This is a genomic window from Alistipes provencensis, from assembly GCF_900083545.1.
Lineage (GTDB): Bacteria > Bacteroidota > Bacteroidia > Bacteroidales > Rikenellaceae > Alistipes > Alistipes provencensis.
Window position 1 is genome coordinate 596,881 of record NZ_LT559262.1, and the last position, 23,606, is coordinate 620,486.

Below are 23,606 nucleotides of genomic sequence, written 5' to 3' on the forward strand. Positions count from 1 at the left end.
AACAAGCGAATAAATTGCAATTACGAGAAATGAGACTAGCGATTCTGTTTTTACTGCTTCCGAACCTGTTCCTCGCAGGATGCCGCGGCAATTCCCCGGCATCCGCATGGGAAACGGTCTATCCGCAGATCGAAAAACGCATTCACCCCCCAGTTTTCCGCCGGGCCGATTACAACATCCTCGACTTCGGAGCCGTGCCCGACCGGGATACCGTACTCAACCACCCGGCGATTAACCGAGCAATCGAACGGTGCAGCACCGAAGGCGGCGGACGGGTGATCATCCCAGCCGGAGTCTGGCACACGGGACCCATTACGTTGAAAAGCGGTGTCGACCTGCATCTGGACGAACGGGCCGTACTGTTGTTCACCTCTGACCTGCAACACTATCCCCTGGCAGAAACCCGCTGGGAGGGCGTCGAGTGCTACAATTACCAACCGATGATCTATGCCCGCGGTCAGAAAAACATCGCCATCACGGGCCGCGGCGTGATCGACGGTGGTGCGACTGTCAACGACTGGTGGAGCATGAACGGCAGTCCTCGCTATGGTTGGAAGGAGGGAATCGTTTCCCAAAAGATCGGGCGTCCCGTGCTCTTCGACTGGAACGAACGCCGCGTTCCAGTCGAAGAACGGCGGCTGGGCGACGGCTACGGCATGCGGACCACACTGCTCAACTTCTATGAGTGCGAAAACATACTTGTCGAAAATGTCACGCTGTTGCGTTCTCCTTTCTGGAGTTTCCACCCGCTGCTCTGTCGCAATGTGATCGTGCGCGGCGTCCATTTCGAGAACAACGGCCCAAACGGCGACGGATGCGATCCCGAATCCTGTCGGGACATGCTGATCGAAGGGTGCTATTTCGACACGGGTGACGACTGCATCGCCATCAAATCCGGGCGTAACAACGACGGACGGCGGTGGAATGTTCCCAGCGAGAACATCATCATCCGAAACTGCATCATGCGGGACGGGCACGGCGGCGTAGTGATCGGCAGCGAGATATCAGGAGGATGTCGGAATCTCTTCGTGGAAAACTGCGAGATGGACAGTCCTCAGCTCCAACGAGTGATCCGCATCAAGACCAGCAACTGCCGCGGCGGCGTGACCGAAAACGTATATATTCGCAATGTCCACGCGGGAACATGCGTCGAGGCCGTCCTCAAAATCAATCTGGTGTACGAACCGGGCGAGCAATGCGCCGCGAAAGCCGACCCTATCGTAAGAAACATCTTTTTGGAGAACGTCACCTGCGAAAAAAGTCGTTACGGCGTAATGGTCACGGCTCTTGAAAACTCCGCAAACGTATCGGATATCCATCTGACGGGCTGTCGTTTCAACGGCATCGAACGAGGTAATTTTCTGAGTGGTCAGGCCCGGGACATCAGGTTCTCCGATACATTCATAAACGGTATACAATGTACAGAACTGCCATGAAAAAATACATCAGCTCGCTTTCGCTGTACCTCCTCCTCGGAGTGACAGCCCACGCCGGGAACCCACTTCCGGAGAAACGCCCCGACGGCCTCCATGTCGGAGACCGGACCATCCCTTGGTCGGAGGCTATGTCCCGTTCGGAAATGACAAGGAGTCCGCAGGCCTGGATGATCGACTTTTCGCGCACCCCCAAATGGAGTTATACAATGGGATTGGAACTGGGAGCCATTCTGGAAACGGGAGAACGCTACGACATCGACTCCATGAAGGACTATGCCCTCTCCTACGCAGACACGATCGTCGGCAACACAGGCAGAATCGCCACCTACCGGCTCACCGACTACAACCTCGACCAGATTAATTCGGGAAAGCTGCTCTTCCGGGCCTATGACCGGACAGGAGCACGAAAATACCGGCAGGCACTCGACACGCTTTGGAAACAGTTGCAGGAGCAGCCCCGAACTGCCGAAGGCGGATTCTGGCACAAGAAAATCTACCCACACCAGATGTGGCTTGACGGGATCTACATGGCCTCGCCCTTTCTGGCCGAATACGCCTCCCGCTTCGTTGCTGACCCAGTTCCCTGCTACGACGACGTCGTCCGGCAACTGTCGCTGGCGGCAGCACACACCTATGATTCCGCCACGGGGCTTTTCCGCCATGCATGGGACGAATCCCGCTTGCAGGTGTGGGCCGCTTCCACAACGGGACAATCCTCCCACACATGGGGCCGTGCCCTCGGATGGTACTCCATGGCTCTGGTCGACGTATTGGACTTCCTGCCCCACACCTACCCCGCCCGGGACTCCGTCGTCCGGCTCGTGCAGCGCGTCGCCCGCGGCATCGCCGCTCATCAGGACCCGCATTCCGGATTGTGGTATCAGGTCATGGAATGTCCGAACCGTCCGGGCAACTATCTGGAAGCGACATGCAGCGCCATGTTCTGCTACTCGCTTTACAAAGCTGTCCGAAAAGGCTACCTACCCCACAAATACCTCGAAGTCGCCAATAAGGGGTTCGCAGGCATCGTCGGACAATTGATCCGCGTCGACGCCAACGGCACGATATCGCTTGAAAAGTGTTGTGCCGTAGCCGGGCTGGGCGGACACGGAGGCCGCGACGGTTCATTCGCCTACTACATCGGAGAAAAGGTGATTGACAACGACCCCAAAGGAGTGGGACCATTCATCAAGGCCGCTCTCGAAGCGGAACTTTCCGGCGCCCCTCGGAAAGACAACACCCCGATAGACCGCCGGGCCCTCGTCACTCGCCATGATCCGGTTGTCACCCGCATCGAACCGCTCAATTCGCTTTCGGTGGGCAACGGACGGTTCGCCTTTACAGCCGACGCCACGGGTCTGCAAACCTTCCCGGAAACCTATGCTACCGGAGTACCGCTGGGTACCCAGTCGGAATGGGGATGGCACTCATTCCCTAACCCCGAAAAATACACCCACGACGAAACCTTGGCCGACACGACATTATTCGAACGCACGGCATCCTACGCCATCCAATCGTTCACCGACCGCCGCAAAAAAGGAGCCGCGGGATGGTTCCGCATCAATCCCCACCGACTGCATCTGGGAATCGTAGGGCTGGAACTGCTTAATCCCGACGGCACCAAAGCCATTCCGGAACAGCTCACCGACATCCGTCAGCAATTGCACCTTTGGGAGGGCGTATTGAGCAGCAGCTTCGAATGGAACGGCAAACGCATCTCGGTCGAAACCTGCTGTTCGCCTTCGCAGGACAAAATCGGAGCCAGCGTTTCCACCTCCGGAACGAAGGGATGTGTCGGCATCAATATCCGTCTTCCCTATCCCACGGGCGGTCATTCGGACGACGCCTGCGACTGGAACAGCCCGGAAAAGCACCTCTCCGAAGTCATCGAACTCACCCAAGGGCGAGCGTTGCTTCGCCACACACTGGATACGACGACCTATTATGTGGAGGTAATCTGGACCGGAAATGCGTTGTTCCGCGAAAAGGAGCGCCATTACTTCACACTGACACCGCAAGGCAGCACACGCAGTTTTTCATTCACCTGCTCGTTTCTACCTGCGAAACCGGTCCGTACCGATCCCGAATCATGGAATACGATATGTAAAGCCTCCGCACACCATTGGGAAGCATTCTGGAAAAGCGGCGCCGCCATCGATTTCTCTGCCTGCACCGATCCCCGGGCCGCAGAACTGGAACGCCGGGTCGTACTCTCACAATACCTCACGGCCATCCAATGCACCGGACTGTATCCCCCGGCGGAATCGGGGCTTACCTACAACACATGGTTCGGACGCCCGCATTTGGAGATGCATTGGTGGCACGGGGTTCATTTCGTCCTCTGGAATCGCCCAGCCCTACTGGAAAGCACACTCGAATGGTATCGGACAACGGCAGCTCCCAAAGCCCGCAGCATCGCCCGAAGACAACACTACGACGGTATCCGGTGGATGAAGATGACGGATCCACAAGCCGGGGAAGCTCCGTCAGACATCGGGTCGTTCCTGATCTGGCAGCAACCCCACTTCATTTATTTCGCCGAACTGATGTACCGGGCCGCCCCTACGGCCGCCACGTTAGATAAATATGCGGAATACGTCGCTGCCACGGCCGAATTCATGTACTCGTTCGCCAGCTACAACAAACTTCACAACCGTTACGAACTGCGCGGCATCATCCCGGCCCAGGAAACTGCAGCCCTGCGTCCCGCAATTACCTACAATCCTCCGTTCGAACTTGCTTACTGGCATTACGGTTTGGAAGTCGCCCAACGCTGGCGGGAGCGGTGCGGACACCCCCGGGATGCCCGCTGGGATAAGTTGCTGACCAAACTTTCGCCACTGGCAGCGGTCAACGGCCTCTATGTTGCGGCCGAAAGTCATCCGGACAGCTTCGAAGACATCCGCAACACATCCGACCACATGGCCGCACTCGGGGCGCTGGGTGTCCTGCCGCAATGCCCCCTAGTCGATCCCGGGACCATGGCCGCCACGTTCGACTGGGTATGGAAAAATTGGCACTGGGAAAAGACATGGGGATGGGATTTCCCGATGACGGCCATGACCGCCGCGAGGCTCGGCAAACGCCGCGAGGCAGTTGATGCGTTGTTGCTCGACCAGCCGGCCAACACCTATTTGATCAGCGGCCACAACTGCCGCGACCAACGGTTGCGGGTCTATCTGCCCGGCAACGGAGGGCTCCTCACAGCTGTTGCCATGATGTGTACGGGATGGAATGGTGCCCCGGAGATCCCGAACCCAGGCTTCCCGCAGGACGGAAGCTGGAACGTACGCTGGGAAAACCTCCAAACAATGGAATGAGGATAACGAAAACAAAAACTTTACATTTATGACTATTCGAATCGGAAAACAACTGCTGACGACATTTCTGCTGGCCAGTCTGTTCTGGGAAGGGCTCCAAGCGCAAACCCTGGAAAAAGAGTTTGCAGCCCCCGGCTCGAAACGCGGGACCGTAACTTTGTACTGGCTTAACGGGCCGCTGAATGCCGACACGTTAGCACATCACATCGCCCTGCTTCAAGAAAATGGGTTCAGCGGCATTTCACCGTTACCCATGTCGCGCCGCAAACCGGCTACAAAACCGGAATACCTGACCGATGCCTACTTCGATCTATACGGTAGCATGCTGTCGGAACTGAAAAAGCGCGACATGGAGCTGATTCTTTATGATGACTGCGACTACCCCTCGGGCACGGCAGGCGGTCAGATGAAAAAACTCCATCCGGACGATATGCTGAAATATCTGGTACGGGTCGAAACGACCCTTTCGGGCGGCCGTGAGGTTTCGGTCTCTGTTCCGAAAGGCAAACTGATGAGTGCCGTAATCTCCCGTTCGGTGAACGCCGACGTGCAATTCTCTTCACAGCAGGTCGTCACACAACAGGTGCGCCTGCAACCGGATGAAGAGAACCTGCAGGCACACCTCGACCTGCCAGAAGGCATCTGGCGCATACAGTTCTTCTTCTGTGTTGTGGACGACCGCAACATTACGGTCGACTTTCTCAACCCGGAATCGGTAAAAAAAATGCTGAAACTAACCTACGAACGCTACTACGAACGTTTCAGCGATTATTTCGGTTCGACGATCAAAAAAACCTTCTACGATGACCTGGCCTTCTTCCAAGCCCCGGGATTCCGCATCTGGACGGACGATTTCAACGAGAAGTTTGAACACAAATACGGATACAGTCCCGAAGGCATCTACCCTGCCCTTTTCGAAAGCGTTGGCCCTTCAACGGAGGCCTGCCGGGTCCAGTTGTTCGGACTGCGCAACGATCTGTTCATCGAAGGTTATCCGAAAGTGATTTCAGAGTGGGCACGGGCACACGGCATCCGGTGCGCCGGACACCCGGGCGGGACCTACCGCCCCAATCCACTACAATGTCAGGGTGACGGCGTGAAATTCTACAAATACCAGGATATTCCGCTGACGGACTACATCCACGGGTTCCGCCACGGCATCGAAGGGTTCAAAGTCCCCGCATCGGGAGCATGGAACTATGACAAGGAGATGCTTATCTGTGAGATATACGGTAGTTTCAAGCCCTATGAAAACACGGACATGAACATGCTCTACCGAGCAGGAATGGATATGTACAGCCGCGGCATCAACTCTTTACTGCCCCACGGCACTTGGTACGATACTGAAAACGTCATCATCCCTCCCGAAATTTCCTGGCGCAATCCGCTGTTCAAAGGGAGTCTGAAAGCCTACAACAAATGGACGGGCCGCTGCGAAACTATCCTTCAAGGTAGTGCCCATGTGGCGGAGATCGGCGTACTCTATCCCATCGCCGATCTGGCATCGCGCTACGATTTCACCAGCTACGCTTCGACCAACGGCCGCGAGCACATACACGGTAACGGTTATTACAATGTCCTAAAGATGCTCACCAGCGGAGTCCGCACCGATTACACGCTGCTGCATCCCGAGGTGCTGGACGAAAAGTGCACGATCGAAAACGGCCTGCTAAAAATGAACAGCCGTCTCAACCGGGAGAACTATCGGATCGTCTTCCTGCCCTACTGTCGCACAATGCACCTGAGCAATCTGGAAAAACTCGACCGTTTCGCTGCACAGGGCGGCATCGTCGTAGCGTTGGGCAACCTACCCGAAAAATCGGCCGAACAAGGCAAAGACAATACGCTCAAAACTCTCGTAAAAAAAATGACCCAAGAAGGCCGTCTGCTCTTCGAGAAAGACCCTACAACCAAGAACCTGACAGCGTTGCTCGACGAACGGTTCCCAGAACGAGAACTGCGCATTACGGGAGTCAAACCTCTCGGGCAGCCCGTTCCCGGACAGGAAGAGTGCCCCGCAGAATTTCTCGACACAGACTATTGCTACAACTACATCCATAAAAGCAAGGAAGACCGGGAATTTTTTTTCCTCCCCAACACGACCGACTATCCACTCACGGCACACCTGAGCTTCAACGCGGAATTGGGGCGCAATCCCCGTCTGTGGGACCCACACACGGGACAGATCAGCCATCTGAGAGTCCGCAAGAACAGCGGCAGGTACGAAACAGACCTGCGGCTCGATCCCGTCACCAGTTGCTTTATCGTATTCGACAACCACTAAAAACACAAAACCATGAAAAAAACACTGAAATTCGTATCGATGCTGATGCTGGCCAGCGTCACAACGTTGGCACTAACCGCCGGCGGTAAAAAGGCACCTGTATTCTACATGGCCGGGGACTCCACAATGGCCGACGGCAAAGATGCCATCAAAAGCCCCGCCCGGGGATGGGGACAGATGTTCCACGAATGCTTCGACGGCATCCGGGTCGAGAACTGGGCCAGCCCGGGGCAAAGTTCCAAAAGCTTCCGCCAGCCGCGCAAGGACCGCTGGGCCCCTATCATGCAGAACCTACAGCCTGGAGACTTCGTGTTCATCCAGTTTGGGCACAATGATCCCAAGCCCGATTCCGTACGCCACACCACGCCGGAAATATTCGCTGCCAACCTCGAACGGTTCATCCATGAAACCCAAGAAAAAGGGGGTATTCCCATCTTGCTGACCCCGATTGAACGCAGGGTATTCGACCGGGACGGCGTCACACTGCGCCATACCCATACGGGATACATTGAAAAATATGCCGAAGTAAGCCAAAAAACAGGAGTCCCCGTCATCGATCTGAACACTCTGACACGCAAGATGATCCTCTCTTGCCCGCCCGAAGAGAGCAAGAAATTCTTCATGTGGGTAGAACCGGGGACATGGGAGATGTTCCCCAAAGGTAACCGCGACAACACCCACCTGAATATCTTGGGGGCACGCGTTGTGGCGGCCATGGCTGCCCGGGAATTTATCAAACTTCATCCCGAAATGACTTCGCGACTTAAAGACCTCGAAAAAATGGGATCCGAAGACCCGGCTTTCTCGAAAGTAGCCGAAATCGTCACCCAAATCTACGCCGAATAGCCGCATTGCCAGTCATCCATTGTGCCCGAAACCGATTATCTCTGTTTCGGGCATATTTTTTTCATATCCTCCACTGCATTTTCCGAAATCCCAGGAAAATACTATCTTTACACGGTCCACACAAAACGCAAATTCTTATGCCAGACATCATCAAAGTCATCTGTGAAAACCTCGGCACCGAGGTCGACGTCCCGATGGGAACTCCGCTGTCGGAGGTCGCCAAACGCCTGACGCCCGGACGCTACCCGTTCCTCGCCGCCTTTGTCAACAACCGCCTCAAGGAGCTCAACTACAAGATATACGCCCCCGTTACGATCCGTTTCGTCGACATCACCTCGTTCGCCGGCATCCGCGTCTACCAGCGCACCGCGTGGTTCCTGCTGCAAAAAGCGGTCCGGGACCTCTACCCCGGGCAGACGCTCCACATCCGCCACTCGATGGGCCAGAGCGGTTTCTACTGCGAGATCGAGGGCATCGACGAATTCACCGCCGACGATGCCGCCCGGCTGCAAAGCCGCATGCGCGAACTGGCCGTGCGCAACCTGCCCATCACGCGCGAGCGGATGCTCACGACCGAGGTCCGTGCGCGCTATGCCGAGGAGGGCTTCACCGACAAGGTGGCCCTGCTGGACACCCGCCCGCGGCTCTACAGCCAGCTCTACACGCTCGGCGACACGGTGGGCTATTTCTACGGCTCGCTGGCCCCCTCGACGGGTTACGTCACGCTGTTCGACATCCAGCCCTACTACAACGGCTTCTACCTCGCCCTGCCGCTGCGCACGGCCCCCGATACGCTCCACAGGAACGTCCAGCAGGAGAAGATGTTCGGCATCTTTCAGGAGTACCAGTCGTGGGTCGCGCTAATGGGCGTGCCGACGATCGGCGCGGTCAACGCCCGCACCCTCGCGGGCGACGCCGGGGGCATGATCAAACTCGCCGAGGCGTTCCACGAACGCAAGTTCGCGTGGGTCGCCGACACCATCTACGACGCCGTCGTCAGCCGCGGCATCCGCATGGTGCTCATCTCGGGCCCCTCGTCGAGCGGCAAGACCACCTCGGCCAAGCGGCTGGGCATCCAGCTCGGCGTACTGGGACTGCGCCCGGTGATGATCTCGCTCGACGACTACTTCGTCGACCGCGAGAAGACTCCGCTCGACGAGAACGGCGACTACGACTACGAGGCGCTCGAGGCCATCGACCTCGAACTGTTCAACGACCACCTGCGGCGCCTGACCCGCGGCGAGAGCGTCGACATCCCGCGCTACGACTTCATCACGGGTCGCCGCATGCAGCACGACAACCCGCTGACGCTCGACGAGCGTTCGATCCTCATCATCGAGGGCATCCACGGTCTGAACCCGCGGCTGACGCCCTCGATCCCCGACTCGCAGAAGTTCCGCATCTACATCTCGTGCTTCACGTCGGTGGCGATGGACAACCTCTCGCGCATCGCCACGACCGACAACCGCCTGCTGCGCCGCCTGACGCGCGACTACCGGCAGCGGGGCGCCGACGCCCTCTCGACGCTTTCGCGCTGGGCCTCGGTGCGCCGCGGCGAGGAAAAACACATCTTCCCCTATCAGGAGAATGCCGACGTGATGCTCAATTCGTCGCTGTTCTACGAGATTTCGGTGCTGCGGCCCTTCGCCGAGAAGATCCTGCGCGAGGTCCCCGACACGGTTCCCGAGTACGACGAGGCGCGGCGGATGCTCAAGTTCCTCGACAACTTCATCCCCATCCCGCCCGACGAAATCCCGCCCACGTCGATCCTCCGCGAGTTCATCGGCGGCAGCAGTTTTAAGTACTGACCCCCGCACGGAACGGGCCTCGGCACGATTGTTCGCCGGGGCCCGATTTTTTATCCGGATCGCCGCGCGATTTCGGATTGATTTCCCTATCTTTGCAACACGCGGTCTGCGAGGGCCGCCGACATAGAAATAAAAGCGCATCGGCTTTTTTCTTATCACCGAAAATTGGACACTTTCGAACCAGATAAGGAACAAAGGTTGGTGTTCTCGCCGTTTTCCGGCGTGAGCATAATCCGTAGTTCTATCTGGTGGGTCAGTCCAATACCTCGGTGATGAACTCGGAAATTTGTTCACGCTTTTTTGTATGCCCGCGAAAGACTAACCCTTTAAATTAAATAAATATGAACGGTTGTTTGAACATTCTCTGGCATTTTCCATTCTTCGGATTCCTGTTCGCGTTTTTTTACGCGTTGTTCGGTGCAATTCTGTGCTGCACGGTGGTGCTCTATCCCGTGGGGCTCGGATTTTTCCAGATCGCACGGTTCCTGCTCACGCCCTTTTCTTCGGCACTGGTCACCCGCAAGGAGCTCGGGCTGGTGCGGCCCGAGGAGCGCAGCACGGCCGCCGCGGCTTTTTCGACCGTCATCACGATCCTCTATTTCCCTTTCGGACTGATCGCCGCCGCAGGAGCGCTGTTCGCCATGATCGGGGAATTTCTGAGCATCATCGGCATCCCGTGCGGCATCGTCTGGTTCAAGGCTCTGCCCGCGATCTTCATGCCCGTTGACAAAGTGTGCGTTCCGAAGGCCGTGGCCGACGAGATCGCGCGCATCAAGGCCGGCGACACCGTCCGACGCTACAAGGGCGAAACCGGAGAACCGGAGACGCATCCGGCGGAGCGTCATTTCACGGAGGACCCCGGCGAAACGCTTCCCCCGATGCCCGAGGTGCGGCAGTACGACGACGAAAAACTGCACGAAATCGTCTCCGACGCCGCGATGTACCGGGCTTCGCTGGTCGACGACTGTCGCCGGGAGCTGGAGATCCGCAGCAAGGGAGCCGCATTGATGCCCAAAATCGAGGCGTACGACGATGCAGGGCTGCGCGAGGTGCTCGCCAACCCGCAGATGTACTCCGACGAGGTGCTCTATTGCTGCCAGAAGGTCGATGCCGAGCGTCGTCGCATCGTCAGGGAACGACAGGAGCGTGAAGCCGAACTGGCGCGCCTCCAGCGCGAGCAGGAGGAAAAGGAGGCCGCCGAGCGACGCACCGCAGCATGGAAGAAACAGCGGCCATATGTCTTTGCAACCGTTGCCATTCTGGTATTGATAGGGTATTATAGTTACCCGGTTTACAAAAATTATCAAGAGGGACTCTACTCGAAAAACGCATACGAATGTTATGAACGAGGCCGTTGCTATGCTTATGGCAACGGAGTCCCATACGATATGAAACAAGCAGTAAAATGGTACCTCCAAGCTGCAAAAAAGGGATGTCCGGAAGCCCAGAATACGATGGGAATCTGTTATGAACAAGGAGACGGTGTTTCAAGCAGCATGCGCAAAGCCGTTAAATATTACAGAATGGCTGCGGAGACCGGGCTTGCCACGGCGCAAATAAATCTGGCGGAATGCTACGAAAAAGGAAAAGGTATCACAAAAGACCTCGCGGAGGCACGGATCTGGTATCAAAAAGCTGCCGAGCAAGGCAATGAAGCGGGCCGGCAGGGGCTGCTCCGGTGCAACTGATTTCAATATTAGCCCCACACACAGAGCCGTACGTCTTTTTCTGCCGAAAAGTTTCGGCGGATTTTTTTGCACGTCCGCTTCGTTTGTCTTACATTTGTACGGATAAAGCCCCCGAAAGCTAAAACATCGTAACTTAATCCCTCCATATTCGTATGTTCGACAAGTTTTCCGAACGCCATATCGGCGTCAGCAACGAAAAAGACCTGAAAGCCATGCTCGACGTGATCGGCGTGAAATCGACCGACGAGCTCATCGCGCAGGTCATCCCGCAGTCCATCCGCCTCAAGAAACCGCTGGCCCTGCCCGCCGAGGGGATGAGCGAATACGAGTTCGCCGCCCACATCCGCGACTTGGCCGAGCGCAACCACCCCCTGCGTTCGTTCATCGGCATGGGATACTACCCTTCGGCCGTTCCGGCCGTCGTTGCGCGCAACGTCTTCGAGAACCCCGCGTGGTACACCTCCTACACCCCCTATCAGGCCGAGATTTCGCAGGGCCGCCTCGAGGCGCTGCTCAATTTCCAGACCGCCGTCATCTCGCTCACGGGCATGGAGATCGGCAACTGCTCGCTGCTCGACGAGGGCACCGCCGCCGCCGAAGCGATGGCAATGATGTTTTCGCTGCGCTCGCGCGAAGCCGTCAAGGAGGGCCGCAACCAGCTCTTCGTCGACCACAACATCTTCCCGCAGACGCTCGACGTGCTGCTCACGCGCAGCGAACCGTTCGACATCGAACTGATCGTCGACAACTACGACGAATACGAATTCACGGGCCGGGAGTTCGGCGCGATCGTGCAGTACCCGGCCGCCGACGGCTCGGTGCGCGACTATGCCGACTTCACCGCCGCGGCGCACGCCCGGGGCGTGCTCGTCACGGCCGCCGCCGACCTGCTGTCGCTGGCCCTGCTCAAAGCGCCCGGCGAATGGGGCGCCGACATCGCCGTGGGTTCGGCGCAGCGTCTCGGAAACCCGATGGGCTTCGGAGGTCCCGCCGCGGGTTACATGACCACGCGCGAAGCGTTCAAGCGCAACATGCCGGGCCGCATCATCGGCGTCTCGGTCGACCGGCTGGGCAACAAGGCCCTGCGCATGGCGCTCCAGATGCGCGAACAGCACATCAAGCGCGAGCGCGCCACGTCGAACATCTGCACCGCCTCGGCGCTGATGGCCTCGATGACGGGCTTCTACTGCGTCTACAACGGCCCCGAGGGGCTTCGCCGCGCCGCCGAGACAGCCCACTTCGCCGCCGCGACGGTGGCCCGTGCACTGGAAGCGATGGATTACCGTCTGACGTCGAAAGAGTTCTTCGACACATTGGAGGTCGAAGCCGAAGCCGCCGTCGTGCAGTCGCTGGCGCTCGAGCAGGGCATCAACTTCTACTACCCCTCCGAGGGTTCGGTGCGCATGTCGTTCGACGAGGTGACCACCCCGGCGGAGATCGAGACCGTCGCAGGCATCTTCGCCGCGGCCAAAGGCAAGAAAGCCAAGGCCATAAAGCCCGTTACCGAAAGCTGTGTTTCAACCGGCCTGCGCCGCCGGTCGGCCTACCTCGAGGAGCCGGTCTTCAACACCTACCGCTCGGAGAGCGCCCTGATGCGCTATATCAAGAAACTGGAACTGAGGGACATCTCGCTGGCCAATTCAATGATCTCTTTAGGTTCCTGCACCATGAAGCTCAACGCCGCGGCGCTCATGCAGCCGTTGTCGCTCGCGGGCTTCCAGAACATGCACCCCTTCGCCCCGGCGGATCAGGCCGAGGGCTACATGCAGTTGATCAGCGATTTGGAGAAAGACCTCGCAACGATCACCGGCTTCGCGGCCTGCTCGCTCCAGCCCAACTCGGGCGCCGCGGGCGAGTACTCGGGACTGATAGTGATCCGCGCCTACCACCAGAGCCGCGGGCAGGGCTACCGCAACGTGGTGCTGATCCCGGCCTCGGCCCACGGCACCAACCCGGCGTCGGCGGCCATGGCGGGCATGAAGATCGTGACGGTGGCGTGCGACGAAAAAGGCAACATCGACGTCGGGGACCTCGAGGCCAAGGCCAAAGAATATTCGTCGGAGCTGTGCGGCCTGATGGTGACCTATCCCTCGACGCACGGCGTCTTCGAGAGCCGCATCCGCGAGATCGTGGACGCCGTTCACGACGCGGGCGGACAGGTCTACATGGACGGAGCCAACATGAACGCGCAGGTGGGACTGACGAACCCCGGCTACATCGGAGCCGACGTCTGCCACCTCAACCTGCACAAGACCTTCGCCATGCCCCACGGCGGCGGCGGTCCGGGCGTCGGCCCGATCTGCGTCGCAGAGCACCTCAGGGCATTCCTCCCCTCGCACCCCATCGTGGCCACGGGCGGCGACGAGGGCATCACGGCGGTCGCTTCGGCTCCGTGGGGCTCGGCGCTGCTGTTCCCGATCACCTATGGCTACATCAAGATGCTGGGGGCCGACGGACTGCGCAAGGCCACCGAAATGGCCATCGTCAACGCCAACTACATGTCGGCCGCGCTGGCTTCGGAATACCGCACCTATTATTCGGGTGAGACGGGCCGCGTGGGTCACGAGATGATCCTCGACCTGACGAATTTCAAGAAAGACTACAACATCGACTGCGGCGACATCGCCCACCGCCTGATGGATTACGGCTTCCACGCCCCGACGCTCTCGTTCCCCGTGCACGAGACGCTGATGGTCGAGCCCACGGAGTCGGAGCCCAAGGAGGAGATGGACCGCTTCATCGAGGCGCTCGTCGCCATCAAGCGCGAATGCGAGGCGGCCGCCGGCCAGACGGACAACGTGGTGGCGAACGCGCCCCACACGGCCCGCGAACTGGCCGGAAAGTGGGCGCACCCCTACACGCGCGAGCAGGCGGCGTTCCCGCTCCGGTGGATCGGCGAGTCGAAATTCTTCCCCTATGTATCGAAGATCGACAACGGCTACGGCGACCGCAACCTCTGCTGCCGCAACTGCGAGTAACGGCAATATCGGGAATGAAAAACGGCGGCGACATCGACATCGCCGCCGTTTTTATTCGCTGCGGCACAATTATTTCATGCGATTATTTGGCAACTCGTCGTGAAGAACGTATCTTTGCATACTTATCCCGTCGTCGTTTCAACGAAACGAAGCATGCTCTGCATCGTAGACCCCTCCCGAGGGAGGGGTTTGGGGTGGGGTCAGATTTGCAAACGACGCCGCAGGCGGCGAGAACGGCGGCCAAGAGCAAGATAAGATACAACAATTTAATACACATTTAGTTAGCATGAAAGTAGAACAGAACAAAATGGTCGGCGTAGACTACAAGCTCACCGTCGACGGACAGATCGCAGACCAGTCGCGTCCGGGCCAGCCGCTCGAATTCATCTTCGGGACGGGCATGCTGCTCCCCAAATTCGAGGAGGCCATTCTGGGCAAGGAGATCGGCGAATCGGTCGCGTTCACCCTCGAGCCCAAGGACGGTTATGGCGAGGTCATCGCCGAGGCTGTCGTCGACCTGCCGAAAGATATATTCATGGTAGACGGCAAGCTGGCCGAGGACATCCTCTTCGTCGGCAGTCAGGTGCCGATGAGCGACGCCCAAGGCAACCGCATGATGGGCATCGTCAAGGAGGTCGGCGAGCAGACCGTGAAGATGGATTTCAACCACCCGATGGCGGGCAAGACGCTCAACTTCGAGGTAGACGTGGTATCGGTGCGCGACGTGACGCCCGAGGACCTGCAGGGCGGCTGCTCGTGCGGCGACTGCGGGGACGGATGCGGCGAGGGCTGCAACGACCACGACGGACACTGCAACTGCCACTAACAGACGCAGGCGTAAGACGCCTGTTTTAGGGTGCAATTGAAGACCTGAACGCTTTCCCGTGCTCCCAAGCGTAAGACGCCTGATTTAGGGGCAACCGAGAGAACAAACGCGTTCGATCCGAGTCTGTGCTCCCGGACGTAAGACGCCTGTTTTAGGGCGCAATCGAAGGCCTGAACGTTTTCGAGCCAAGTGACTGCTCCCTACCGAACAAGTACCACCGATAATAAAGCCGGGCCCGAGGGTCCGGCTTTGTTATCGGATTTTTTCGTAACTTGCGCCGTCTCCGACAGGCCGGACGACGCTAAAATCCGATCCGCGCAACGTGTTTACCCTTCGCCAATACCTGCTCTCCCTCTCCGACTCCCGCGGCCTGACACATACGCTGGGCGAAGTGGAATTGTGCCGGGACGGGCAGGGACGCCCCCGTTACAGCGTCGGCAATTCGGCCGTCGTCTTCCGCATCCGCCGTGACGGGCGTACCCGGTCGCTGCGCTGTTACCTGCGCACGATGCGCCACCTGCGGGAGATTTACGGCGACAAACTGCTCGAAAAAGAACTTTACCTCTACACCTCGTCGGAAACGGGCGTCTGGGTCGACGTCGTTCTGGGCGACTGGATCGAGGGCGTGACCCTGCACGAAGCGGCCATCGGGGCGGCTCTGGCACGCGACACGGCCAAGCTCCGGGACCTTGCGGAATCGTTCGACACCCTAGCCGCCGAGATGGTCGCCGACGACTGCGCCCACGGCGACCTGAAACCCGCGAACATCATCGTCGGCCGGGACCGGAAACTGCATCCGATCGACTTCGACGCCGCGTTCCTGCCCGCCTTCGCCGGGGAGACGAGCCCCGAACTGGGTACGGCGGCCTACCAGCATCCGGACCGCACGGCCGCGGATTTCAACGAGCGGCTCGACGACTACCCCGCGGCGCTTATCTCCACGGCACTGCATGCGCTGGCCGAAGAACCGACACTCTGGGACCGTTACGGCAACGCCGACGGACTGCTGTTCTCGCCCCGGAAAATCCCCGGCGATGCCGCTTACCGCGAAGTCCTCGCCCTGTTCGAGCACCGCGGCAAGGCCGTGCAATACCGCGTGGCGCAACTGCTCTGCGCCCCCTCCCTGCGGCTTTTCGGACTTGCGGAACTGCTCGGCGAAGCGGTCCGGCAGACCGGCGGACAGGAACCCACGACCGACGGAAGCACCCCGGAGCTGTTCGTCGAAAACGGCCGCTGGGGCTACCGCACGCCGCAGCGAACAGTCGTTCCGCCGCTCTACGACAGCGGCTTCGACTTCACCGAGGGGCTGGCCGCCGTCCTGCTGGGCTCGACGTGGCACTACATCGACACCGCGGGCCGCACCTGCCTGAGTTTCCCGGGCTGCGAAGCCGTAAAACCCTTCCGCAATGGCCGGGCGCAGGTCGTGCGCAACGGACGCCGGATCGGGATCGACCGGGCAGGAAACGAGTACCCCGTTGCGGAAAACGAGTTTGCTATTTAGATGCAAATCGCTATATTTGCATTCAAAACTCCTCAGAATAATGATATCATTTCGGAAATTGACCCCCGCGGAGGTCACCACGCTCGAAGCCCTCGGCAATTCGGCCGAAGATTGGACAAAAGTGCTGGTCGCTCCCGATTTCGAACCCTTCCAACTGCATCAGAGCCATCTGGAAGGATGTGTCGAGATCGCCCGGGGAGCCCGAATCATCCGTTCGCGGGTGGCCAACTACCGCATCGGCGAAGCGTCGCTCGTCGAGGGCGTCACGGCGCTCGAATGCCGCCGCCGCTCGGCCTTCGGCAACGGCACGGGCGTCGCCACGATGAACGAATGCGGCGGCCGCACGGTGAAGATATTCGACACGATGTCGGCGCAGATCGCTTATATAATGGCCGTCTACCGCCACCGGCGGAAGACCGTTGCGGCGCTCGAAAAGATGGTCGGCGAATATGCCGAAGAACGCTCCTCGGAGATGGGCGAAGTGGGTCGCGGGTGCCGCATCGTCGGTGCGCGCTTCATCCGCGAGGTCCGCATCGGCAACGACGTGGAGATCGACGGCGCGTCGATCATCGAGAACGCCACCCTCTGCGACGGCGTCCGCATCGGCGTCGACGTCAAGGCCTACGACACGATCGCGGCCGAATGCGCCGTCATCGGCAACGGCTCGATCGTCGAGCGCTGTTTCGTCGGCGAAAGCTGCCGGCTGGACAAGGGTTTCACGGCCGCCGAATCGCTCTTCTTCGCCAACTCCCACTGCGAGAACGGCGAGGCCGCCTCGATCTTCGCGGGCCCCTACACCGTCTCGCACCACAAATCGTCGCTGCTCATCGCCGGGATGTTCTCGTTCTTCAACGCCGGGAGCGGCTCGAACCAGAGCAACCACCTCTTCAAGAGCGGCGCCGTGCATCAGGCGGTGCACCTGAGGGGCTGCAAATTCGCTTCGAGCGCCTACATCATGTCGCCGGCCCTCGAAGGGGCCTTCACGATGGTCATGGGGCATCACTCCTACCACCACGACACCTCGGCGTTCCCCTACTCGTACCTGATCGAAAAGGAGGGGCACACCCACCTGATGCCGGGCGCCAACCTCACCAGTTTCGGCGCCGTGCGCGACATCGAGAAGTGGCCGGCCCGCGACCGCCGCTCCGTAAAACGCGACGTCATCAACTTCGAAGAGTACAATCCCTATGTCGCGGGCGCCATGGTCGAAGCCGTGAACATCCTCCACGAACTCGAGGAGCGCGACCCCGACGCTCAGGTTTACACCTACAACAAAGCCATCATCCGCGCCACGTCGCTGCGCCGCGGCCTGAAACTCTACAACAAGGCCATCGTGGCGGCGCTGGGGGCGATGCTCGGCAAAGGCGGCCTCGACCCGCACCACGACGGCAGCGGCCGCTGGCTCGACTTGGCCGGACAGTACATCACACGCCGCGAGGTCGTGGCGATCCTCGACGCCGTGGACCGCGGCGAGCTCACGACGCCTGCGGCCGTGGACAACCGCTTCCGGGTCTTCGACGTCCACTACGACGACTACGCCCACAGCTGGGCCCTGCAGGTCTACGCCTCGATGCTGGGCCACATGCCGACGGCCGGGGAGCTGAACGACGCCGTCGCCGCAGGCCGCAACGCCCACGAAGCGATGCGCCGCACCACCGACGCCGACCGCGACCGCGACTGTTCGCTCGACATGGCCGTCAGCTACGGCCTCGACTGCGACAACGACGACGACCGGCGCGAGGATTACTACACGGTGCGCGGACTGAAATAATTTGAAAAACATGTACATACAGAGCATCACACGCACCCGCCGCACGGCTTTCATCTTCACCATCGACTGCTCGGGGTCGATGGCCGAGAAGATCCGCTTCCGCGGACGGCAGATGACCAAGGCCGACGCCGTGGCCTCGATCACCAACGGCATGCTGTTCGAACTGATCGAACGGGCGCGCCGCAGCGACGGCGTCCGCAACTACTACGACATCGCCGTGCTGGGCTATTCGGGCGACGACGAGGTCTACTCCCTGCTGCCGGGCGGCCGTGAGGTGATCTCCGTGGCGGAACTGGCCGCCGAAGAGCCGCCGCTGAAGACCGAAGTCGTGGAATACAGGCTTCCCGACGGCAGCAATGCCCTGCGCGAGATATCCACCCCGGCGTGGGTGGAGCCCGAAGCCGCCGGGCAGACCCCGATGTGCGAAGCGCTGCGCCGCGTGCGCGACATCGCCGCGGCGTGGTGTGCCGACCCGGCCCATGCGGAGAGTTTCCCGCCCATCGTCTTCAACATCACCGACGGCGAGGCCACCGACTGCGACAACAGCGAACTCTGCGCCGTGGCCGAGCAGATCAAGTCGCTGCGCACGGCCGACGGCAACGTACTGCTCGTGAACATCCACATCGCCGCGGGCGACACTCCGCGAACGGTCTTTTTCCCCTCGGCAGAGGAGGCCGGCTACCCCAACCGCTATGCCGCGGTGCTCTACGACTGTTCGAGCCCCATGCCCGAGGTGTTCAACGAGGCGATCCGCGAGGCCAAGGGCCCCGGAGCCCTGCCCCCGTTCCGGGGCATGAGCTACAACGCCTCGGCCGAACAGCTCATCACGATGCTCAACATCGGCTCCATCAGCGTAAAAACCGAATGACCATGACACCGACCCTGCATACCTTCATACAGGCGCTCCAGACGCCCGAAATCTCGTTCACGACGCTCACCGACGCCCGTCCCGTGACGGAAGCGGGCGGCATTCCGCCGCTGATGCGCACGACGCGCTTCGCCGAGGCCGAGATCATCTGGCGCGGCCGGCGGTGGCTGCTCTCGCTGCCGCTGTCTCCCGCGGCGTTGGCCGCCGTCGAGCGGACGGCATCGCAGGCGGGACGCCTCAACACCGAGTGGCTCACGGAGTACCGCATTCTGCGGGGCGAACTCTGCTGGGTGGACCCCACGGACCATCCGCAAAGCTGCGACTTGGTGCTCCAGCACCTGCCCGCAGGCCGCAGTTTCGCCGAAGCGCTGCTGACGGAGCCCGCCGGACGGCTGCTCGAAGGGCTCGACGCACTCCAGTCCGCCCTGCGGGAACTGGGCTTCTCGCACAACAACCTCCGGGCGGGCAATCTGCGCTGGAGCGGCGGCCGGTTCATCCCCCTGCGCTACCACGACGCCAATTTCGGCACCCCCGACGGCGACGCCGAGGCGTTCGAAACCCTGCGGCGGCAGGTCCGCGAGGCGGGCGACCCGATGCAGGTCTCGGACGTGGCGGCCGACTACACTCCGCAGCGCCGTCTGACCGGACACCGCTGGACGAGCCATGTGTTCGAAGGGCTCGTCTGCGTCGAGGACGAAGGCGGATTCGGGTTCGTGGACACGGACAACAACCCCGTCATCGCGTCGCGTTTCATCTGGGCGGGCGACTTCCGCGAAGGACGCGCCGAGGTCGAGACGCCCGGCGGCATGGGACTGATCGACCGGAACGGAAACTACGTCATCCCGCCCGAATACGAAATCGTGGACTACATTCCGACCGAAAGCATCGTCCGGGTACGGCAGAACGGCCGCTGGGCCGAATTCGACTATCTGGGACAGCGGCTGACGGAATTCGGTACGAATAATGAAGAAAACAGAATAACAGAACCCGTCCCGGCCGCCGTACGATAAGGCGGACGGCTGTTCAGAGACCATGCAAAAACAACAAACGATATGGAAGAAGCAGTAAAAGTACTGATTATCGGCAGCGGCCCCGCAGGGTACACCGCAGCCATCTATACCTCCCGCGCCAACCTCAATCCGGTGCTGTACGAAGGGATCGAGCCGGGCGGACAGCTCACGACGACGACCGACGTCGAGAATTTCCCGGGACACCCCGACGGTGTCACGGGCACCGACCTGATGGCCCAGATGCGCAAGCAGGCCGAGCGCTTCGGCGCCGACATCCGCACGGGGACCGTCACGCGCGTAGACCTCTCGTCGCGCCCGTTCCATGTGGTCGTGGACGGCACCCGGGAGATCAAGGCCGAGACGCTCATCATCGCCACGGGAGCTTCGGCCAAATACCTCGGACTTCCCTCCGAAACCAAGTTCCGCGGTCAGGGCGTCAGCGCCTGCGCCACCTGCGACGGATTCTTCTACCGCAAGAAGGACGTGGCGGTGGTCGGCGGCGGCGACACGGCCTGCGAGGAGGCATCCTATCTGGCGTCGCTCTGCCGGAAGGTCTACATGATCGTCCGCAAGCCCTACCTGCGCGCTTCGAAGGCGATGCAGCAGCGGGTGTTCAACACCCCCAACATCGAGGTGCTGTTCGAGCACAACACTGCCGAGGTGCTGGGCGACGAATCGGGCGTCACGGGAGCCCTGCTGCGTAAGAACGACGGCACGGAGGTGACGATCGACATCGCGGGATTCTTTCTGGCCATCGGCCACCACCCCAACACGGAACTTTTCCGCGACCAGTTGAAACTCGACGCCGAGGGGTACATCAAGGTCGAGCCGGGTGCGTCGAAGACCAACGTCGAAGGGGTCTTCGCCGCCGGCGACGTCAAGGACCCCCACTATCGTCAGGCCATCACGGCCGCCGGATCGGGGTGCATCGCCGCGCTGGACTGCGAACGGTTTTTGTTAAAATAAAACGTTTTTGATTTTAGGGAGGCGGATGCGGTGCGTCGCGCAGTCCGGCACGGATGGGATATACAAAGGTATTTCCCATTCGGGACGAACAAGCGAGGTGACGCAGGCGCCCCATAAAATCGAAAAGACATGAGTTTCAGTGTCACCATATTAGGCTCTTCCTCCGCCAAGCCCACCGTGAGCCGCCATCCGTCGGCACAGGTCGTGAACGTCCACGAACAATATTATCTCGTGGATGCGGGCGAGGGTGTGCAGCAACAACTGGTCCGCTACGGCGTCAATCCGCTGAAAATCCGCGCCGTGTTCATCTCGCACCTCCACGGCGACCACGTTTTCGGGTTGTTTCCGCTCATCTCGACGCTGGCGCTCTACGGCCGCAAGACCCCGCTGCGGATCTTCGCCCCGGCGCCCTTCGGCGAGATACTGGCCTGCCACCTCAAATATTTCGACACGGAGTTGCCCTACACGGTGTCGTGGACCGAGGTCGACACCACCAAGCACACCCTGCTGCTGGAGAACCGCACGTTGGAGGTATGGAGCGTCCCGCTGCGCCACCGCGTGCCGTGCGCCGGGTTTCTGTTCCGGGAGAAAGAGCCGCCGCTGAACGTCGAAAAGTTCAAAATCACCAAATACGGTCTCTCGATCGCGCAGATCACCGCCGCCAAGCGGGGCGAGGACGTCACGCTGGAATCCGGGGAAACAATCCCCAATGCCGAACTGACCTACCGTCCCTATGCGCCGCGCTCGTATGCCTATCTCTCGGACACGAACTACTCGGCCAAGGCCGCAGGGCTCTGCAAGGGGGTCGACCTGATGTACCACGAGGCGACCTACGCCGCCGCGGAGCAGCGGGCGGCCAAGGACCGGGGCCATTCGACCACGGCCGACGCCGCGAAAGCGGCCCTGAAAGCGGGCGCCCGGCGACTCGTGATCGGGCACTATTCGTCGCGTTACAAGGACGAAATGCAACTGGTCGACGAGGCGCGCACGATCTTCCCCGAGAGCTACCCCGCCACCGAAGGGACCACTTACAGCATCGAAAAAGAACGATGACCAAAGCCGAAATACAACTCGTCCGCGCGCTGGCCGATAAACGCGGCCGCGCCGAACACCAACTCTTCGTCGCCGAGGGGGAGAAACTCATCGGCGAACTGCGCGCCTCGCACCTGCGGGTGCGCAAACTGTTTGCTCTGGAAGGGGTTTTCAAAGGCCCGGAGGTCGAGACCGTCGCCCCGCGCGACATGGAGCGCCTCTCGCTGCTGAAGACCGCCGGCAACTCGCTGGCGCTGGTCGAAATACCCCGTTACGAACTGGATACGGAGTCGCTGAAAGGGCGGCTGACGCTGGCGCTGGACGACGTGCAGAACCCCGGCAATCTGGGGACGATCATCCGGCTGGCCGACTGGTTCGGCATCACGGACATCGTCTGCTCGCCGGGCTCGGCCGACTGTTTCAACCCCAAGGTCGTGCAGGCCACGATGGGGGCCATCCTCCGCGTGAGGGTCCACTACACCGATCTTGCCGAATGCCTTGCGGCGGCGGCCGCGCAGGGAATCCCCATTTACGGGACTTTTCTGGAAGGGGAGAATATTTACCGGGCGGACCTCGCCCCGGAGGGCATCATCGTGATGGGCAACGAGGGCCGCGGCGTCACGCAGCCGGTGGCGCGCACGGTCACCCGCAAGCTCTTCATTCCGCCGTGGCCGGCCGACCGCCGGGGTTCGGAATCGCTGAACGTCGCCATGGCGACGGGAATCATCTGCTCGGAGTTCCGGCGGCGCAGTACTCCGCCAGCACATTCCTGATCCGTCGGACCCGCTCCAGCGCTTCGGCGCAGTCCGCACGCGGGAACAATCCGCTTCCGCCTATCCGCTGCACGGACTCCTCCAGCTCGGCGACCGCCTTTCTCGCCTCGTATAACTGCGCCTCGGTCGCCGAGGCGAAATCGGTTTTGCCCAGCAACACCGAAGCGCAGCGCGCCCGCCGTTCGAAGCTGGCCAGCACGGGATCGCTCCGCCGCGGGTCATAGGGGGCCATCCAGAACGTTTCGAACATCAGACCAAAGATCATTTCGACGAATTCAGCATTGCATTTCGACATTTTCCGCTCACTTTTTCTCATATTCCGCAACTCGTTACCGGAAAAAAGCGCGGGCAGAGATGCTGATCCACCGTCGAGGTATTGGACGACCCGTAACGTAGAATGCGGCAAATGCCCACGCTGAAAAACAGCGAGAGCATCAACCTTTATTCCTTACGTTACCCGAAAGTGTCCAATTTTCGACGGTAAGAAAAAAGCCGATGC

Annotated in this window: 16 protein-coding genes; 15 read left to right on the top strand and 1 reads right to left on the bottom strand. The window is 60.3% G+C overall.

All coding sequences use genetic code 11. The features are described from left to right. Positions 1 to 29 precede the first annotated feature (29 nt). The 15 genes from BN5935_RS02595 (at position 30) to BN5935_RS02665 (ending at position 23,107) form a co-directional block, all read left to right on the top strand. A complete protein-coding gene (locus BN5935_RS02595; protein ID WP_064974717.1) occupies positions 30 to 1,436 on the top strand; it encodes a glycoside hydrolase family 28 protein in 1,407 nt (468 codons plus the stop codon). Continuing rightward, positions 1,433 to 4,756: a glycoside hydrolase family 88/105 protein gene (locus BN5935_RS15460; protein WP_162272053.1), complete on the top strand. Its 3,324-nt coding sequence runs from the start codon at positions 1,433 to 1,435 to the stop codon at positions 4,754 to 4,756. The genes BN5935_RS02595 and BN5935_RS15460 overlap by 4 nt, the downstream gene beginning before the upstream one ends. A gap of 28 nt (positions 4,757 to 4,784) precedes the next feature. Then, positions 4,785 to 7,040: a glycosyl hydrolase gene (locus BN5935_RS02605; protein WP_162272054.1), complete on the top strand. Its 2,256-nt coding sequence runs from the start codon at positions 4,785 to 4,787 to the stop codon at positions 7,038 to 7,040. Between the two features lie 12 nt (positions 7,041 to 7,052). Then, complete coding sequence (locus BN5935_RS02610) at positions 7,053 to 7,886, top strand: rhamnogalacturonan acetylesterase (protein WP_064974719.1); 834 nt, start codon at positions 7,053 to 7,055, stop codon at positions 7,884 to 7,886. A gap of 137 nt (positions 7,887 to 8,023) precedes the next feature. After that, a complete protein-coding gene (locus BN5935_RS02615) occupies positions 8,024 to 9,694 on the top strand; it encodes a nucleoside kinase (RefSeq protein WP_064974720.1) in 1,671 nt (556 codons plus the stop codon). A 341-nt stretch (positions 9,695 to 10,035) separates the two neighbouring features. Then, the gene (locus BN5935_RS02620; RefSeq protein WP_082943999.1) at positions 10,036 to 11,382 is read left to right on the top strand and encodes a YccF domain-containing protein; all 1,347 of its coding nucleotides are present in this window, start codon (positions 10,036 to 10,038) and stop codon (positions 11,380 to 11,382) included. 152 nt (positions 11,383 to 11,534) lie between these two features. Next, on the top strand, positions 11,535 to 14,360 hold the full coding sequence (gene gcvP / locus BN5935_RS02625; RefSeq protein ID WP_064974721.1) for an aminomethyl-transferring glycine dehydrogenase: 2,826 nt from the start codon (positions 11,535 to 11,537) through the stop codon (positions 14,358 to 14,360). A 286-nt stretch (positions 14,361 to 14,646) separates the two neighbouring features. Then, positions 14,647 to 15,186 (top strand): FKBP-type peptidyl-prolyl cis-trans isomerase, encoded by a 540-nt coding sequence (locus tag BN5935_RS02630; RefSeq protein WP_064974722.1) that lies wholly within the window; start codon positions 14,647 to 14,649, stop codon positions 15,184 to 15,186. A 322-nt stretch (positions 15,187 to 15,508) separates the two neighbouring features. Next, a complete protein-coding gene (locus BN5935_RS02635) occupies positions 15,509 to 16,687 on the top strand; it encodes a WG repeat-containing protein (RefSeq protein ID WP_064974723.1) in 1,179 nt (392 codons plus the stop codon). A 40-nt stretch (positions 16,688 to 16,727) separates the two neighbouring features. After that, on the top strand, positions 16,728 to 18,458 hold the full coding sequence (locus BN5935_RS02640; RefSeq protein WP_064974724.1) for a DUF4954 family protein: 1,731 nt from the start codon (positions 16,728 to 16,730) through the stop codon (positions 18,456 to 18,458). A gap of 10 nt (positions 18,459 to 18,468) precedes the next feature. Beyond that, positions 18,469 to 19,326, top strand: a complete 858-nt coding sequence (locus tag BN5935_RS02645; RefSeq protein WP_064974725.1) for a vWA domain-containing protein — start codon at positions 18,469 to 18,471, stop codon at positions 19,324 to 19,326. A gap of 2 nt (positions 19,327 to 19,328) precedes the next feature. Next, positions 19,329 to 20,336 carry a WG repeat-containing protein gene (locus BN5935_RS02650; RefSeq protein WP_064974726.1) on the top strand — a complete coding sequence of 336 codons (1,008 nt, stop codon included), beginning with the start codon at positions 19,329 to 19,331 and terminating at the stop codon, positions 20,334 to 20,336. 42 nt (positions 20,337 to 20,378) lie between these two features. Continuing rightward, positions 20,379 to 21,302, top strand: coding sequence for a thioredoxin-disulfide reductase (gene trxB / locus BN5935_RS02655; protein ID WP_064974727.1), 924 nt, complete (start codon positions 20,379 to 20,381; stop codon positions 21,300 to 21,302). Positions 21,303 to 21,431: 129 nt separating this feature from the next. Continuing rightward, the gene (locus BN5935_RS02660; RefSeq protein ID WP_064974728.1) at positions 21,432 to 22,355 is read left to right on the top strand and encodes a ribonuclease Z; all 924 of its coding nucleotides are present in this window, start codon (positions 21,432 to 21,434) and stop codon (positions 22,353 to 22,355) included. After that, positions 22,352 to 23,107, top strand: a complete 756-nt coding sequence (locus tag BN5935_RS02665) for an RNA methyltransferase (RefSeq protein ID WP_064974729.1) — start codon at positions 22,352 to 22,354, stop codon at positions 23,105 to 23,107. Before BN5935_RS02660 ends, BN5935_RS02665 begins: the two co-directional genes overlap by 4 nt. Here the strand turns inward: BN5935_RS02665 and BN5935_RS02670 are convergent. Continuing rightward, complete coding sequence (locus BN5935_RS02670; protein ID WP_064974730.1) at positions 23,058 to 23,402, bottom strand: hypothetical protein; 345 nt, start codon at positions 23,400 to 23,402, stop codon at positions 23,058 to 23,060. The two genes, BN5935_RS02665 and BN5935_RS02670, sit on opposite strands and share 50 nt — an antisense overlap. Between the last annotated feature and the right edge of the window lie 204 nt (positions 23,403 to 23,606).